This window comes from Pseudomonas morbosilactucae (assembly GCF_023241665.1).
Lineage (GTDB): Bacteria > Pseudomonadota > Gammaproteobacteria > Pseudomonadales > Pseudomonadaceae > Aquipseudomonas > Aquipseudomonas morbosilactucae.
In genome coordinates this window covers 1-15,531 of record NZ_JALQCX010000069.1, presented here as the reverse complement: position 1 = coordinate 15,531, position 15,531 = coordinate 1, and the positions used below count along the sequence as shown (strand labels likewise).

General features: G+C 65.1%; 12 protein-coding genes. 7 read left to right on the top strand and 5 right to left on the bottom strand.

Annotated features, from left to right (window positions below):
* The first annotated feature begins 152 nt into the window (after positions 1–152).
* From M1B35_RS29080 to M1B35_RS29070, 3 genes are all read left to right on the top strand, one after another.
* Positions 153–593 carry a YeeE/YedE family protein gene (locus tag M1B35_RS29080; RefSeq protein ID WP_268263770.1) on the top strand — a complete coding sequence of 147 codons (441 nt, stop codon included), beginning with the start codon at positions 153–155 and terminating at the stop codon, positions 591–593.
* Positions 590–1,015, top strand: a complete 426-nt coding sequence (locus M1B35_RS29075; protein WP_268263769.1) for a YeeE/YedE family protein — start codon at positions 590–592, stop codon at positions 1,013–1,015. Before M1B35_RS29080 ends, M1B35_RS29075 begins: the two co-directional genes overlap by 4 nt.
* A gap of 594 nt (positions 1,016–1,609) precedes the next feature.
* On the top strand, positions 1,610–2,905 hold the full coding sequence (locus M1B35_RS29070) for an MFS transporter (RefSeq protein ID WP_123332036.1): 1,296 nt from the start codon (positions 1,610–1,612) through the stop codon (positions 2,903–2,905).
* A 36-nt stretch (positions 2,906–2,941) separates the two neighbouring features.
* On the opposite strand, the gene M1B35_RS29065 is transcribed toward M1B35_RS29070, so the two are convergent.
* Entirely contained in the window at positions 2,942–3,352 is a 411-nt protein-coding gene (locus M1B35_RS29065) for a PA0061/PA0062 family lipoprotein (protein ID WP_123332033.1), read from the bottom strand.
* 218 nt (positions 3,353–3,570) lie between these two features.
* Between M1B35_RS29065 and M1B35_RS29060 the strand changes: the two genes are divergently transcribed.
* The 4 genes from M1B35_RS29060 to M1B35_RS29045 all read left to right on the top strand — a co-directional run bounded on the left by M1B35_RS29060 (position 3,571) and on the right by M1B35_RS29045 (position 10,720).
* The gene (locus M1B35_RS29060) at positions 3,571–6,792 is read left to right on the top strand and encodes an efflux RND transporter permease subunit (RefSeq protein ID WP_268263768.1); all 3,222 of its coding nucleotides are present in this window, start codon (positions 3,571–3,573) and stop codon (positions 6,790–6,792) included.
* On the top strand, positions 6,782–7,948 hold the full coding sequence (locus M1B35_RS29055) for an efflux RND transporter periplasmic adaptor subunit (protein ID WP_268263767.1): 1,167 nt from the start codon (positions 6,782–6,784) through the stop codon (positions 7,946–7,948). Before M1B35_RS29060 ends, M1B35_RS29055 begins: the two co-directional genes overlap by 11 nt.
* Positions 7,932–9,344: an efflux transporter outer membrane subunit gene (locus M1B35_RS29050; protein WP_268263766.1), complete on the top strand. Its 1,413-nt coding sequence runs from the start codon at positions 7,932–7,934 to the stop codon at positions 9,342–9,344. Before M1B35_RS29055 ends, M1B35_RS29050 begins: the two co-directional genes overlap by 17 nt.
* A 1,103-nt stretch (positions 9,345–10,447) precedes the next feature.
* Positions 10,448–10,720: a hypothetical protein gene (locus M1B35_RS29045; protein WP_268263765.1), complete on the top strand. Its 273-nt coding sequence runs from the start codon at positions 10,448–10,450 to the stop codon at positions 10,718–10,720.
* A gap of 84 nt (positions 10,721–10,804) precedes the next feature.
* Here the strand turns inward: M1B35_RS29045 and msrA are convergent, their stop codons facing one another.
* From msrA to M1B35_RS29025, 4 genes are all read right to left on the bottom strand, one after another.
* A complete protein-coding gene (msrA, locus tag M1B35_RS29040; RefSeq protein WP_268263771.1) occupies positions 10,805–11,254 on the bottom strand; it encodes a peptide-methionine (S)-S-oxide reductase MsrA in 450 nt (149 codons plus the stop codon).
* Between the two features lie 17 nt (positions 11,255–11,271).
* Positions 11,272–12,330: an ABC transporter substrate-binding protein gene (locus M1B35_RS29035; protein ID WP_268263764.1), complete on the bottom strand. Its 1,059-nt coding sequence runs from the start codon at positions 12,328–12,330 to the stop codon at positions 11,272–11,274.
* A complete protein-coding gene (locus tag M1B35_RS29030; protein WP_268263763.1) occupies positions 12,327–14,396 on the bottom strand; it encodes an ATP-binding cassette domain-containing protein in 2,070 nt (689 codons plus the stop codon). The genes M1B35_RS29035 and M1B35_RS29030 overlap by 4 nt, the downstream gene beginning before the upstream one ends.
* Positions 14,397–14,731: 335 nt before the next feature.
* Positions 14,732–15,286: a hypothetical protein gene (locus M1B35_RS29025; RefSeq protein ID WP_268263762.1), complete on the bottom strand. Its 555-nt coding sequence runs from the start codon at positions 15,284–15,286 to the stop codon at positions 14,732–14,734.
* Positions 15,287–15,531 lie beyond the last annotated feature (245 nt).

The window sequence follows — 15,531 nt, the reverse complement described above, 5'->3', positions numbered from 1 at the left end:
AGCGATGACGCTCCCACCCACGGCGCAATCCTGGCGGAATACCCGCAGCGATCGTGCCGGCGCCTACACGACGGGGTGATTTCCTGCTCACTCACGCGGCGTCCCTCACGTAACATCCACCCCGGCCGCATCGACTCCTGGAGGAACCCGCCATGCTTTTGGATTACCTGCATTTCACGCCCTGGTCGGCCTTGGCCGGTGGGGCATTGATCGGTCTTTCGGCCGGGCTGTTGATCGTTGCCAATGGGCGCATCGCCGGGATCAGTGGGCTGCTCGCTAGCCTGCTGCAACCGGGCAGCGAGGGTTGGGGCGAAAAGGCCCTGTTCATCCTCGGCCTGTTGCTGGCGCCGCTGCTTTGGGGGCTGTTCCACGCCCTGCCGGCCGCCGAGTTCCAGAGCGGTCTGCTGGGCCTGATCGGCGCCGGTGTGCTGGTGGGCATCGGCACCCGCTATGGCGCCGGCTGCACCAGTGGCCACGGGGTATGCGGCATTTCCCGGCTGTCGCCGCGCTCGATCATCGCCACCCTGTGCTTTATGGGCACCGGCTTCGCCACGGTTTGGGTGATCCGCCATCTGTTGGGGCTGATGCCATGAGAAAGCTCAGTGCATTGATCGCCGGCCTGCTGTTCGGCCTCGGCCTGCTGCTGTCAGGCATGACCAACCCGGCCAAGGTCCTGGGTTTTCTCGACCTGGCAGGTGCCTGGGACCCTTCCCTGGCCCTGGTGATGCTGGGGGCCATCGGCTCGGCCTGGGTACCCTTTCATTGGGCAATGCGCCAGCCACGGGCGCTGCTCGGCGCGCCGATGAGAATCCCCGACAAATGCTCGCCAGACCGGCGCCTGATCCTCGGCAGCCTGGTATTCGGCGTGGGCTGGGGCATTGCCGGCCTGTGCCCCGGCCCCGCGTTGGCGCTGCTGCCCAGTGGGCACTGGCAAGCCTGGCTGTTTGTGGCCGCAATGCTGGTGGGCATGGGCCTGTTCCATTGGCTGGAGGCACGCCGCAACCGCCGCACCTAAAACACCTCCAATGGCTGCACTGAAGCAATCCCCCTTGTAGGAGCTGGCTTGCCAGCGATGACGCCCTCACCTACGCCGCGATTCTGGCGGAACATCGGCTGCGATCGTGCTGACGCTATCGCCGGCAAGCCGGCTCCTACACGAGGCTGCATTGACGCCCCCACCCACGGCGCGATTCTGACGGAACATCGGCTGCGATCGTGCTGACGCTATCGCCGGCGAGCCGGCTCCTACACGAGGCTGCATTGACGCCACCATCCACGGCGCGATTCTGGCGGAATACCTGCAGCGACCATACCGACGCTATCGCCGGCGAGCCGGCTCCTACAGATGTCATCGGGGGGTTGGCTATTGATACCTTTAGGGTATTGGTAGCAACCTTATTTCGATTGGTCGCGCATCATTCAAAGCCCGTAGAGTCCTCTGCACAACAACAATGTGTAGAGGTGATTGACCATGTCTGCCGCCATTGCCATCCCCCGTCCCCTGCCACTTGTTCGCCAGCGCGAAGCCAACGCGCCCTGAGCAGCGTCGCCTGCTTTCCCTCGCTCTTACCTGCCACGCAGTGCACATAACTTCAAAAAGGAAACTGCCGTGAAGACGTTACCTGCCCCTCTGTTGGCCAGGATTTCCTGGCGCCTGCTGCCGTTCCTGCTGTTGATGTACATCATGGCCTTTCTCGACCGGGCCAACGTCGGCTTCGCCCGCCACAGCTTCCAGGCCGATACCGGCATCAGCGACGCGGCGTTCGCCTTCGGCGCCGGGGTATTTTTTGCCGGTTATGCGTTGCTGGAAGTGCCCAGCAACCTGATCCTGCACAGGGTTGGTGCCCGGCTGTGGATGTGCCGGATCATGGTGACCTGGGGCCTGGTCTCGGCGGCCATGGTGTTCGCCCATAACGAAACCACGTTCTACCTGCTGCGCTTTTTGCTGGGCGTGGCCGAAGCCGGGTTCTTCCCCGGGGTCATCCTCTACCTGACCTACTGGTTCCCTGAAGCGGTGCGCGGCAAGGCCATGGGCTTCTTCTACTTCGGTGCGCCCCTGGCGTTTATCTTCGGCAGCCCGCTGTCCGGGCTGTTGCTGGAAATGGACGGCTGGGCCGGGGTGCACGGCTGGCAATGGATGTTCGCCGTCGAAGGCTTGATGGCCACGGCGGTGGGCGTTTGGGCCTACTGGTACCTGGACAACAAACCGGCAGATGCACGCTGGCTGACGCCCGCAGAACGCCAGCAGGTCCAGGCGGTGCTGGACCACGAAAACCAGCACAAGCAGGCACACGGCCACCGCTTGTTGCAGGTGCTGTGCCAGCCGGCGGTGCTGTACCTGTGCCTGGTTTACCTGTTGATCCAGGCCAGTGTGTACGGCGTGGTGTTCTACCTACCAAGCCAGATCGGCGGCTTGATGGGCAGCAAGGTCGGTTTGCTGGTGGGGCTGGTCAGCGCCATCCCCTGGATCTGCGCGCTGTTGGCGGCCTACTGGATTCCGGGCTGGGCCGACCGCACGGGCCAGCGCCGGCCGATCGCCGCCCTGACCCTGCTGATGGCGGCCGCCGGGATCGCCTGTTCGGTGAGTGTCGCCAGCCCGCTGCTTGGGGTCTTGGCCCTGTGCTTTGCTGCCTCGGGCTTTATCGCCGTGCAACCGGTGTTCTGGACCTTTCCTTCCAGCTTCCTGGCCGGCAGCGCGGCGGCAGCAGGCATCGCCCTGATCAACTCGTTCGGTGCCCTCGGCGGTTTCATCGCCCCGGTATTGAAAAACGCCGCCGAGCAAGGGTTCGACTCCCCAGCGGCGGGCCTCTACCTGCTGGCGGCCACCACGGTCCTGGCAGCCTTTTTGGTGTGGCGCGCACCGGGGGCGCCGACCAAGACCGACCTGCGCCCGGCCACCGCCTGAGCCACTGGACGATCACGGGCTCCAGCGCCTGCCGCCTCAACCCGGCAGGCAGTTGAAGTCCTCGGCGCTGGCCAGGCGCTTGCCGTGGCTGTCCAGCAGTTGGGCCGTGACCGCCTGGCCGAGGCTGGACTCCACCAGGCGGTAATGTTCACCGGCCTGGAAATGCTCATAACGCAGGTGGCCGCTGCAATCCTCCTGGTTGGAATCACCGGCCGGCTCTTCGAACAAGGTCACGTCCAGGCGATGGGCACCGGACGGGACCTCGAAGTAGCGGCCGTCATCAATCTTCTGCCCATCCACCCGCTCGGCCATCAGGTCATTGGGCGCTTCTTGCTGCAGGTCGATCCAGGCTTCCCTGGGATCAGGCTGGGGCATCGGGCCGGCGCAGGCCGACAAGAGGCAGGCCAGGCCCAGGGCGGGAATCAGCAATAGCGGTTTGAGTGTCATGGGAAGTACCTCGACAAAGGAAAATCGACCATCGAAAAAGCCCCTACAGGCGATGGCTGCAAAGCTTGTCGAGCCCCTTGCCAGAGCACAAATGAATCCACATGAAAGGAAATACAGGGCTTATCTAAAACTTCCTTCACCTGGCTGAAAGCCGCGTGTTAGGTGGGTCGCTGCAGGCTGCCGAGGTTTGCAATCCCACTCCCTCGGAGGTTTTCGGCATGCTCGGGCTGGTCAAGACCGCACTGCTCAAGCCCTACACGTTCATCGTGCTGGCGATATTCATCTGCATCATCGGGCCCCTGGCGGCCCTGCGTACCCCCACCGACGTGTTCCCGGATATCGGCATCCCGGTGGTGGCGGTGGTCTGGCAATACAACGGCCTGTCGCCGGACGCCATGGCCGGGCGGGTGATCTACACCTACGAGCGCTCCCTGAGCACCACGGTCAATGACATCCAGCACATCGAGTCGCAGTCGCTGCCGGGCATGGGCATCGTCAAGATCTTCTTCCAGCCCGGGGTCGATATCCGCACCGCCAACGCCCAGGTGACGGCGGTGTCACAAACCGTGCTCAAGCAGATGCCGCCGGGCATCACCCCGCCGCTGATCCTCAACTACAGCGCCTCGACGGTACCGATCCTGCAAATGGCCTTCTCCAGCCCGACCCTGTCGGAGGCGAAGATCCGCGACCTGGTGCAGAACAATATCCGCCTGCCTTTGAGCGCCCTGCCCGGTCTGGCCATGCCCACGCCCATGGGCGGCAAGCAGCGCCAGATCACCCTCGACCTGGACCCGCAAGCCCTGGCCGCCAAAGGCCTGTCGGCGCAAGACGTGGGCAATGCCCTGGCGGCGCAGAACCAGATCATCCCGGTGGGCACCGCCAAGCTCGGCAGCAATGAATACACGGTGCTGCTGAACAACAGCCCCAAGGCCATCGACGAACTCAACGACCTGCCGATCAAGACCGTGGACGGCGCGCTGATCACCATCGGCCAGGTGGCCCACGTGCGCGACGGCTCACCGCCGCAGACCAATATCGTGCGGGTCGACGGACGCCGGGCGGTGCTGATGCCGGCGCTGAAGAACGGCAATATCTCCACCCTGTCCATCGTCGATGGCATCCGCCAGATGCTGCCACGGATCAATGAAACCCTGCCGCCGTCCTTGAAGACCTCGCTGCTGGGCGATGCCTCGGTGTTCGTCAAACAGTCGGTGGGCAGCGTGGCCCAGGAAGGCATCATCGCCGCCCTGCTGACCAGCGCGATGATCCTGCTGTTCCTCGGTAGCTGGCGCTCCACACTGATCATCGCCGCGTCGATTCCCCTGGCGGTGCTCTCGGCCATTGCCCTGCTGGCGGTCAGCGGCCAGACCCTCAACGTCATGACCCTGGGCGGCCTGGCCCTGGCGGTGGGGATCTTGGTGGACGATGCCACCGTGACCATCGAGAACATCAACTGGCACCTGGAACAGGGCAAGGCGGTGAAGGTGGCGATCCTTGACGGCGCCAAGCAGATCGTCGGCCCGGCCTTCGTCTCGCTGCTGTGCATCTGCATCGTCTTCGTGCCGATGTTCCTGTTGCAGGACATCGCCGGCTACCTGTTCCGGCCCATGGCCCTGGCGGTGATCTTCGCCATGGCCAGCTCGTTCATCCTCTCCCGGACCCTGGTGCCGACCCTGGCGATGTACCTGCTCAAGCCCCATACGCCGGAGGCAGGCCCCGGGCATCACCCGGAAGATGCCTTCATCAACCATCACGAGGGCGAGCAGCACGCCAAGCCGCACAATGCCCTGGTGCGCGGGCTATTGGCCTTTCAGCAGGGTTTTGAGGCGCGTTTCTCCACTGTGCGCGACACCTACCACGGCCTGCTGCACCTGGCCTTGGGCCGACGCAAGACCTTCATCCTCGGCTTCTTGGCCTGCGTGCTGGCCTCCTTCGCCCTGCTGCCGAGCCTGGGCCAGGACTTCTTCCCCGCCACCGACGCCGGCGCCCTGGCCCTGCACGTGCGCCTGCCCCTGGGCACGCGGATCGAGGAAAGCGCGGCGGCCTTCGACCGTATCGAAGGGCGGATTCGCGAGGTGATCCCGGCCGAGCAACTGGACAGCATCATCGACAACATCGGCATCCCCCTGAGCGGCATCGACATGGCCTACAGCAACAGCGGCACCATCGGGCCCCAGGACGGCGACATCCAGATCACCCTCAAGCCCGGCCACGCCCCCAGCGCCGACCTGGAGAAACAGCTGCGCGAAGCCCTGCCGGAAAGCTTCCCCGGCAGCCAGTTCGCCTTCCTCCCGGCGGACATCAGCAGCCAGATCCTCAACTTCGGCGCCCCGGCCCCGCTGGACGTGAAAATCTCCGGGCCCGACGACGCGGCCAACCGCGCCTACGCCCTGGAACTGCAACGGCGCCTGCAACATGTGCCGGGCATTGCCGACCTGCGGATCCAGCAGTCCACCGGCTACCCGTCACTGCAGGTCAAGGTCGACCGCCTGCGGGCCAACGGCCTGGGCATCACCGAACGTGACGTGACCAACAGCATGGTGGCGTCCTTGGCCGGCAGTTCCCAGGTGGCGCCGACCTTCTGGCTCAACCCGAAGAACGGCGTGTCCTATTCCATCGTCGCGGCCACCCCGCAGTATCGCCTGGACAGCCTGCCGGCCCTGGAAGCGCTGCCGGTCACCGGCAGCAACGGCCAGTCGCAGATCCTCGGTGGCCTGGCGGACATCTCCCGGGTCGAGAGCCCGGCGGTGGTCAGCCACTACAACATCCAGCCCACCCTGGACCTGTACGCCAACGTGCAAGGCCGCGACCTCGGCGCCGTGGCCCACGACATGCAAAAGGTCTTGGACGACGCCGCAGCCCTGCGGCCCAAGGGCGCCACGGTCAGCCTTCACGGGCAGATCGATGCCCTGCACGAAGCCTTCAGCGGTCTGAGCCTGGGCCTGCTGGGGGCGGTGGTGCTGATCTACCTGCTGATCGTGGTCAACTTCCAATCCTGGGTCGATCCGTTCGTGATCATCACCGCGCTGCCGGCGGCCCTGGCCGGGATCGTGTGGATGCTGTTCTTGAGCGGCACCTCGCTGTCGGTGCCGGCGCTGACCGGGGCCATCCTCTGCATGGGGGTGGCCACTGCCAACTCGATCCTGGTGGTGAGTTTTTGCCGCGAGCGCCTGGCGGAACACGGCGATGCCCTCAAGGCCGCCCTGGAAGCCGGCTACACGCGCTTTCGCCCGGTGTGCATGACCGCCCTGGCGATGATCATCGGCATGCTGCCCCTGGCCCTGTCCGAAGAACAGAACGCGCCCCTGGGCCGTGCGGTGATCGGCGGGCTGCTCCTCGCCACCGTGGCCACCCTGATCTTTGTGCCCGTGGTCTTCAGCCTGGTCCACGGTCGCCCTCCCCATTCCGCTGTTGCTGGAGAAAACACCCATGTCGCCTGATCACACCCCTTCGCGCAAACGTCTGATGCTGCTGGGCATCGGCGGCTTGAGCCTGGCTGCGCTACTGGTGGCCAGCGGCCTCGCGGCGCGCACCCGGCATGAACAGGCCGTCGCCGCCTGGACCGAAACCGCCGCTGTGCCCCAAGTGCTGGTGTTCCAGCCGCAGCCCAACGTACTGGGCGACACCCTGCGCCTGCCGGCGCACCTGGAAGCCTGGAGCAAGGCGCCGATCCATGCCCGGGTCAGCGGCTACCTCAAGGACTGGACCCAGGACATCGGCGCCAAGGTCGCCGCCGGGCAAGTGCTGGCCCATATCGACAGCCCCGACCTGGACCAGCAAGTGGCCCAGGCCCGGGCACGGGTGGTCCAGCAACAGGCCAATGCACGGCTGGCCCAGACCACCGCCGAGCGCTGGCAGCACCTCTTGGCCAGCCACTCGGTATCACGCCAGGAAGCCGATGAAAAAAGCTCCAACGCCGCTGCTGCCAAGGCCAATGCCGAGGCGGCCGCCGCCGACTATGCACGGCTCTCGGCGCTGGAAGACTACAAGACCATTCGCGCGCCGTTTGCCGGCACCCTCACCGCGCGCCACACCGACATCGGCCAGTTGATCAAGGCCGACAACGACAGCGACCCGGAGCTGTTCGACCTGGCGGACACCCACAAACTGCGGCTTTACGTGCCGATTCCGCAGAACTACGCCAGCGTCATCCGCCCCGGCCTGGAAGCGCAGTTGACCGTGCCCGAGCACCCCGGTCAGCACTTCAGCGCGCAACTGGTGGGCGACTCCACCGCCATCGACCCACGCTCCGGCACCCTGCTGGCACAGTTCGTCGCCGCCAACCCCGACGGCGCGCTGATGCCCGGCGACTATGCCGAAGCCACACTGGCGATTCCCGCCGACACCAACGGTGTGAGCATCCCCGCCAGCGCCCTGATTTTCCGTGCCCAGGGCACCCAGGTGGCGGTGATCGACCGTGCAAAACGCGTGCACCTGCGCAGCATCCATATCGGCCTCGACCTGGGCGAACGGCTGGTGATCGACCAGGGCCTGCACGCCACCGATCACGTCATCGACAACCCGCCGGACGCCCTGCGCGAAGGCGACCTTGTGCAACTGGCAGACGCCGGAGGTGAGCATGCGCCCAAGGCTTAAGCCCCTCGCCGCTCTGCTGTTGCTGACCCTGCACGGCTGCTCCCTGGCGCCCCGCTACCAGGTGCCGCCCATCGACCTGCCGGCGCAGTTTCGCGAACAGAGCGCCGACGGCCCCTGGCACCCGGCCGCCACGCCCCAGGTCATTGCCGAACAGTGGTGGCTGCTGTACCAGGACCCGCGTCTCAACGACCTGCAACAGCGCCTGCTCCAGGCCAATCCGGACCTCGCGGCGGCCCTGGCCCACTACGACGCTGCCCAGGCTTACGCCAGCCAATTGCATGCCGGACTGTTCCCGCAGATCAGTGCCAGCGCCCAGCCGTTGCGCCAGCGTCAGTCGGACAGCCGCCCCCTGCGCGGCAGCACGCAACCGTCGATCTACAACAGCAACACCGCCGGTTTTTCCCTGGGCTTCGACCTCGACCTCTGGGGGCGAATTCGCAATCAAGCGGCGGCCGGAGACGCCCAGGCCCAGGCCTCTGGCGACGACCTGGCAGCCGCGCGCCTGAGCCTGCAAAAACAGCTGGCGAGCCTGTATGTGCAGCTCAATGGCCTGGATGCCCAGCGCCGGATCTTGAGCCGCTCCCTGGAGGATTACGGCCAAGCCCTGCAACTGACCCGCGACCGTTATCAGGGGCAGATCGCCTCGGAACTGGACCTGACCCGGGCCCAAAGCCAACTGGCCAGCGCCGAAGCGGAACTGGACGAAGTGCGGGCCCAACGCAACCTCACCGAACACGCCATCGGCGAGCTGGTGGGGGAGCCGGCCAGTCAGTTCAGCCTGGCACCCTCGACGCAACTGCTGAGCCTGCCGGGCATTCCCCAGCAACTGCCCAGCACCCTGCTGCAGCGCCGGCCGGACATTGCCGCCGCCGAACGCCGGGTGTACGCCGCCAATGCCGGCATCGGCATCGCCCGCGCCGCCTGGTATCCGGATTTCAGCCTGACCGGGATGCTCGGTGGGCAGACCCAGGGCGTGGGCAACCTGCTGGCGGCGGGTAATCGCTATTGGGCCTTGGGGCCGTTGATGAACCTGCCGATTTTTGATGGCGGGCGGCTGAGCGCCAATGAGCGCCAGGCCCATGCCGAGTTCGAAGAAGCTGCCGCCCATTACCGTGGGCAGGTGCTGCGGGCGGTGCGGGAGGTGGAGGACAACCTGGGGCAACTGCGGGATTTGCGCCAGGAGGCGCTGGATCAGCAAGCGGCGGTGAATGCGGCGCTACATACCCAGACCTTGGCCATGAACAGCTATCAGGCCGGGGCGGTGAGTTATCTGGATGTGGTGACGGCGCAGAACGCGGCCTTGCAGGCGCAACGAGGGTTGCAGGCGGTGCAGACCAGGGAGTTGCAGGCGAGTGTGGGGTTGGTGGTGGCGTTGGGTGGGGGGTGGAGGGGGTGAGTTTTTTAGGAGGGGCGGGACAGATCCGTTGCTGCGGGTGCGGAGGATATTGGTTCCGCTCTTACAGCGGCTCACTTTTGAAAAGCGCAAAAGTAAGCAAAACGCTCTGCCCCTCCACTCGGTGCCTCGCCTAGGCTCGGCATGCCCTCACTCCGGCATTGATCCGTGGGCCGCCGCACTGGGCCATCCATGGCCCAGTGCGGCTAACCGGCGTCCTGCCGGGTTACCCACGGATCAATGCCTGCGTTCGGCCATCGTGGTTAACGGGGCCAACAGATCAAAATCAAAATCTGACGGCGGCCTACCGGCCGGCCTGAAGATAGAGCGGTGTGTAACGTCCCCCGTGTAGGAGCTGGCTTGCCAGCGAAGGCGTCCGCCCAGACGCTGCATGACTCACGGGCCTCTTCGCTGGCAAGCCAGCTCCTACGAACAGCGCGTAACACGCGCTTGGCTTTTGATCTTCAGGCCCCTTCCCAGCCGGCCGAACGTAGGCGTTGCGCAGGGGGCAGCTCGGCATGGATGCCGAACTAGCCGCCCCAGGCCATGGATGGCCTGTGGCGGCGTGCCCCCGGAGCAATGCCGGAGCGAGGGAACGCCGAGCCTAGGCGAGGCGCCGGATGCGGGGCAGAGAGCCTTTGGTTACTTTGGGCTCCATCCAAAGTGACCCGCTGTAAGAGCGGAACCGTAAGTGGCCGCCCCCGCAGCAACGGATATGTACCCAAAACTCGCCGTAAGCGCAAAACCCTGAGCGGCCGTTACTGCACCACCGGATATCCCCCATCAAAATCCACCACAAACACTGCGAAACAAGCGCTCAAACATCTCCTCCAACCCCCTGTTGCAACACTGCAACGTCCTTCCTATAGTCCGCCCCTCGCAGCCAAATCCGCGAGCGACCTTGGCCGGTCGAATATAGGAACGCATCCACTTTCAAACATTCTGGCAGTCGCTTTTGTTCCCGCGATCAGGAGTTACGACGGTGCTGCGCGGGACACCTCAGGGTGTGCTGTTGCCCTTTCCTCGGCCAACCTGCTCGCGTACCACTGCCCCAGCTCTTTCGGTCGACAACCAAGGTGATTGCTCTATGAGCAGGAGCCATACCTATGACTGACCATCACCTCCCCCGCTTCACCCCCATCGACACCCACGACACCGAACACCCAGTGTTCTACCTCGACACCCAAGCCCCCTTGAGCGACCTGGCCAGCAGCGCCGCCCACCGTTTCACCGTGGTCCGCGACCTGATGGACAGCCTGTCCACCCTGAAACTGAAAGACATCAGCGATTGCGACCTGACCCGCATCACCCGTGGCGTACACCTGCTGACACGAGAAGGCTGCGCGGTGCTGGAAGTGATTCAGTGGAGGGTGGCGTAGGAGCCGGCTTGCCGGCGAAGGCGGTCTTGCGGGCCTCTTCGCTGGCAAGCCAGCTCCTACAGAAGCCTGCGTATCTGCAAACGATCAGATATGACAGCTACTCAGGCCGTTCTTCTCCAGGTAACGCTGGTGTTCTTCATCCGCCAGGTCAAAGCGGCCCAGGGGCAGGATCACGGTGGCCACGGGTTTGTTGAGACGTCCGGACGCTTGCAGGGCAACCTTGGCCGCCCTCGCCTGTTCAGCCTGTTCGGCATCGGTGTAGAAGATCGCGGAGCGATATTTCGCCCCGCCATGTTCACCTTGGCGATCCACCGAGGTCGGGTCGTGCAGGCCCCAGAAGTGCTCGATCAAGGCCGTGTAGCTCACGCGCCGAGGGTCGAAATCCACCTGCACCACCTCGATCTGCAACGCACCGTCCGCGGCTTCAGCGGCGTAACCCACACGGCTTTCGAGTACCCCGGGCAGCGCCCGGAACGCGGCTTCCGCGCCCCAGAAGCAGCCGGCGCCGAAGGTTGCCGTGGCAATGCCAGTGATCGGGTTCGACGCCTGACTCACTGAATGGCCCCGACTTTTTCACCGCTGGCGCCCAGCCATTGATCCACCACCGCCGGGTTGGCCTGGACCCAGGCCTTGGCCGCGACGTCGGCCGGTTGTTTGTCTTTCTCGATCTTAAGGATCAAGTCATTCAGCACGTTAGGCTCGATGCTGAAGTTCTCCAGGAAGGCGGCGATCCGTGGCGCGCGTTTCTGCAGGGCGACGGAGGCCAGCACATGCACTTTGGCGTCCGGGTAGGCGCAAGTGATCTGGCTCTTGTTCAGCCAATCGGCGTCCACCGTCGGGCTGATGAATTTCCAGCAACCGTCGGCCTTGTACAGCGGGTCGCCCTTCTTGTTGTCCTGGGCGTAGCCGTCGAATGCCGGCTCTTCCAGGCGACGCAGGTCGAAGGCGGAGAAGATCCAGTCCGGGGTGTAGGCGTAGAACACCACGCCGCGCTGGGCCTTGTAGGCGGTGGCGAGCTTGGCGTAGGTCACCGAAGCCTCGGTGGACACGGATTCGAATTGATTGGCAAAGCCGAAATCCTTGGCCTTGATCTGGCCGATGTAGGTCGATTCCCAGCCCGCCGGGCCGACCAGCAACTGGGCCTTGCCGCCCCCCAGGGGCTCGAACAGCTTGGCCACTTCAGGCTTTTGCAGGTCGTACACCGACTTCACGCCGTATTTGTCTTGCAGGTAACCGGGGATGTAGAAGCCCTGTTCACCGACGTAGGGCCGTTTGTTGGGCACCAGGGTCGGCTTTGGGCCGGTGACGTATTTGGCCCAGGCCGCCGACTGGTTGGGCAGCCAGATATCGGTCAGCACGTCCACCGAGCCATCGCCCTTGGACGCGGCGGCAAACAGCACGGCCACGTCGCCGGCGAGGTAGGAGACATCGCCGTCGAGGCGGGTCTTGATCACCTCGCCGAGGATGTTCTGGATGGCGATGGCGCCAGTCCAGTTCTGCTCGCCGATAACGATCTTGTCTTTGGCCAGGGCTGGCACGGCGATCAGGCTGGCCAACGCGGTGGCCACGCCGAAGGAACGGAAGAATGACTTGCTCAAGAAACACCTCACTTGTGATTGAACGCCTGGTCTCGCTTGCGCAAGGTCGACTGGATGATGCGATCGGGAATCAGCGCGCAGAAGACAATGGCCACACCGGCCAACATGCCCTCGCCGCCCTTGATGTTGCGTAATGCGGTCATGACGTCGTAGCCCAGGCCACCGGCGCCGATCAGCGCCGCCACCACCACCATCGACAGGCTCATGACGATGGTCTGGTTGATGCCCAGCAGCAGCGAACCGGCGGCCAGGGGCAGCTCGACCTTGGTCAGGGTCTGCCAGGGCGTGGCACCGTGGGCCACCGCCGCTTCCACGGCATTTTTCGGCACTTCCTGCAGGCCCAGGGCGGTCAGGCGGATCATCGGCGCCAGGGCGAAGATCACCGTGGCAATCACCGCCGGGGTCTTGCCCACGGAGAAGAACGCCACCGCCGGGATCAGGTAGACGAAGGTCGGCAGGGTTTGCATGACGTCCAGCAAGGGCGTGATCAGGCGCCGGGCCAGAGCCCGCTTGGCCAGGAGAATGCCTGCCGGCACGCCGATCAGCAGCGAGATCAGCACCGAGGCGCCCACCAGGGCCAGGGTGGCGATGGTCCGTTCCCAGAAGCCGAACAGGCCGATGTAAAACAACGCGGCAGCACTGGTCAGGGCCAGGGCCAAGCCAGCGGAACGCCAGGCAAGGAACACCAGGGCCAGGGCCGCCACCGGCCAAGGCAGCCAGCCCAGGAGGTTTTCAATGCTTTCAATCACCGTGCGTACAGCCACGATCACCCCGACAAAACTCGACTCGAAGGTCACCTGGGACCAGCCGATCAGTTGGTCGATGGCCTCGGCAGTGGCCAGCAAGGCCTGGCGATCCGCAGGAAATTGCAGCAGCGGGCCACTGGCCTCGGGGGTCAGCACCCGCCACAGCACCAGCCCCTGGCTGAGCAACAGCACCAGGGCGGGCAACAGGGCATCGGAACGGCCCTGGCGACTCGGGCGCGACGCCAGGTGGACGCTGGCCCAGCGGCTAGCCAGCAACCCCAGCACGCCCAACAGGCCCCATGCAAAAGCGCTGTGCAGCAGGCCATGAGCCAACGCGGCCAAGGCCGCCAGCTCCACGCCAAAACCCAGCCAGTAAAGGCCGCCACGGCCTCTTGCGGCTAACGCGGCAGGCCCCAGCAACAGCGCCTGGCCTCGGGAGAACGCCGAGCTGTCGGGACTGGCCGCGGGAAGCGGGTTGGCCGGGGTGGCCAGGGTCGGCGTCACCGCCACGGCGCCGTGTTCCTGGAAGAAGTCCGCCACCTCGGCGTCGGCGGGATGCTCCAGCAGCTCATCGGGCGAACCGACCTGGATCAGCCGACCGTGGCGCAGCACCGCGATACGGTCCGCCAGGCGCAAGGCTTCGGCCGGGTCGTGGGTCACCAGCAAGGTGGTGATGCCGCGCTCGCGCACCAGGCGCAGAAAGTGCTGCTGCAGGTCACGGCGAATGGTCGGGTCGAGGGCGCTGAAGGGTTCGTCCATCAGCAGGATGTCCGGCTCGGTCACCAGCGCCCGGGCCAGGCCGACCCGCTGCTGCATGCCGCCGGATAATTCATGGGGGTAGTGATCGCCCCAGCCGTCCAGGCCCACGGCCTGCAGTTGCACATCGGCGGCCGCCTGACGCGGCTCTTCGGCGACGCCGCGCAGCTCCAGGGGCAAGGCCACGTTGTCGCGCACCGTGCGATGGGGCAACAGGCCGAAATGCTGGAAGACCATGCCGATGCGCCGCGAACGCAGGGTGCGCAATTCCTGGGTCGACAGTTGGCTGATGGCTTGGCCGTCGATCAGCACCTCGCCGCTGCTGGGCTCGATCAAGCGGTTGATATGCCGCAACAGGGTCGATTTACCACTGCCGGACGTGCCCATCAGGCACAGCACTTCGCCACGGCGCACCTTGAGGCTGACCTGCTGCACCGCCGGCGGCGCGCTCTGGCCGCGGCGGCGGCCGTAAGTCTTGGTCAACTGACGCAGCTCCAGCACCACGTCGGTGTGGTTCGCTGGCGTGGCGGCGGGGGCCGGAACAGCGAAAGCCTGTTGGGGGTGAACGGCAGACACGGGAACTCCTGACGCCAGACGCGGAATGGCGTAGCCGACGGTGAACAAGAAAAAGGGGGGACCTGTTCGCCGGCAAGCCAGCTCCTACAGGCGAAAGCGATCTAACGGTCAATTACAACGATTTCGAGCTCCACAACTGCACGGCCCGGGCATCCACCTTGGCGGTTTCCAGGGCGGCCAAGGCGGCGATCGACACGCTACGACGCAAAGCAAAGGGCAGGCGCATGGGGGCGAACCTTCTGGGAGACAGGAAAGTCGCTAAAAGCTAATCGATCTAACAAACAGAAAATAAATACTTTTTAGGAATTAGCTTAGGTTCGTGCGGCTGACCGGTACTAACGGTTACAGGGCTTGGAACCGCCGTACTGGGTTTGCCGCAGGCAGAAGAAGCTGTTTTTCTTCAAGGTCAGCGGCGCCACGGCGCAAGGCAGCACGGCCTGATTGACCTCGATCGACACCCGCTCGCCCTGCAACTCGCGCTCGTCCAGCCGAAGCTCGCAACTGCCCGCCTGGTTGCCGGCCACGTAGCCGATATTGCTGATTACCCGGTTGTCCAGCTTGATCACCAAGGGGTTCTGCGCGGCCGACGAGCAGGCCGAGAGGCTGGGGTAGCGGGCGTTGATGCTCAGATGGTTGTCATCGCCGGTGGCCGCCGGGACCAGGGGAATGAACAGCAACGACATCAGGTGGTGGGACGGCGCGGATGTCACCTTCACATACAGCGGCTCGGGCCCGCAGGCGAGCTTGAACGAGGTGCCTTGTTCATACCTTCCCTTGCTGGCGTCCTGCCAACCGCCGAGGCTGTCGGCCTTCCAGTCGTGGCCCCATTTGTAATCGATACAACCCCCCAGGCTCAGCGCCAGGGCCAGACAGAGCGCCATCCTGTGCATAGTCGACATCCAGTGCGAAAAGTTCGCCAGTGTACGCCAGGCAAAGCGGCTCACGATGCCCTTGTAGGAGCTGGCTTGCCAGCGAAAGCGTCGGCCTGGGCGGTGCATGCCTGGCGGCCCCCATCGCCGGCAAGCCGGCTCCTACGGGATTGGTGGTGTGGGCCGATTCGTGAAAACGCCCCAGGCCCCCGGTAGGAGCTGGCTTGCCAGCGAAGGCGTCGGCCTGGGCGGTGCATGCCTGGCGG

Excerpts from the sequence above, each read along its gene's own strand:
- M1B35_RS29050 (WP_268263766.1), top strand. The coding sequence starts at position 7,932 with ATGCGCCCAAGGCTTAAGCCCCTCGCCGCTCTGCTGTTGCTGACCCTG.
- M1B35_RS29075 (WP_268263769.1), top strand. The coding sequence starts at position 590 with ATGAGAAAGCTCAGTGCATTGATCGCCGGCCTGCTGTTCGGCCTCGGC.
- M1B35_RS29045 (WP_268263765.1), top strand. The coding sequence starts at position 10,448 with ATGACTGACCATCACCTCCCCCGCTTCACCCCCATCGACACCCACGAC.
- M1B35_RS29025 (WP_268263762.1), bottom strand. The coding sequence starts at position 15,286 with ATGCACAGGATGGCGCTCTGTCTGGCCCTGGCGCTGAGCCTGGGGGGT.
- M1B35_RS29055 (WP_268263767.1), top strand. The coding sequence starts at position 6,782 with ATGTCGCCTGATCACACCCCTTCGCGCAAACGTCTGATGCTGCTGGGC.
- M1B35_RS29065 (WP_123332033.1), bottom strand. The coding sequence starts at position 3,352 with ATGACACTCAAACCGCTATTGCTGATTCCCGCCCTGGGCCTGGCCTGC.
- M1B35_RS29080 (WP_268263770.1), top strand. The coding sequence starts at position 153 with ATGCTTTTGGATTACCTGCATTTCACGCCCTGGTCGGCCTTGGCCGGT.
- M1B35_RS29060 (WP_268263768.1), top strand. The coding sequence starts at position 3,571 with ATGCTCGGGCTGGTCAAGACCGCACTGCTCAAGCCCTACACGTTCATC.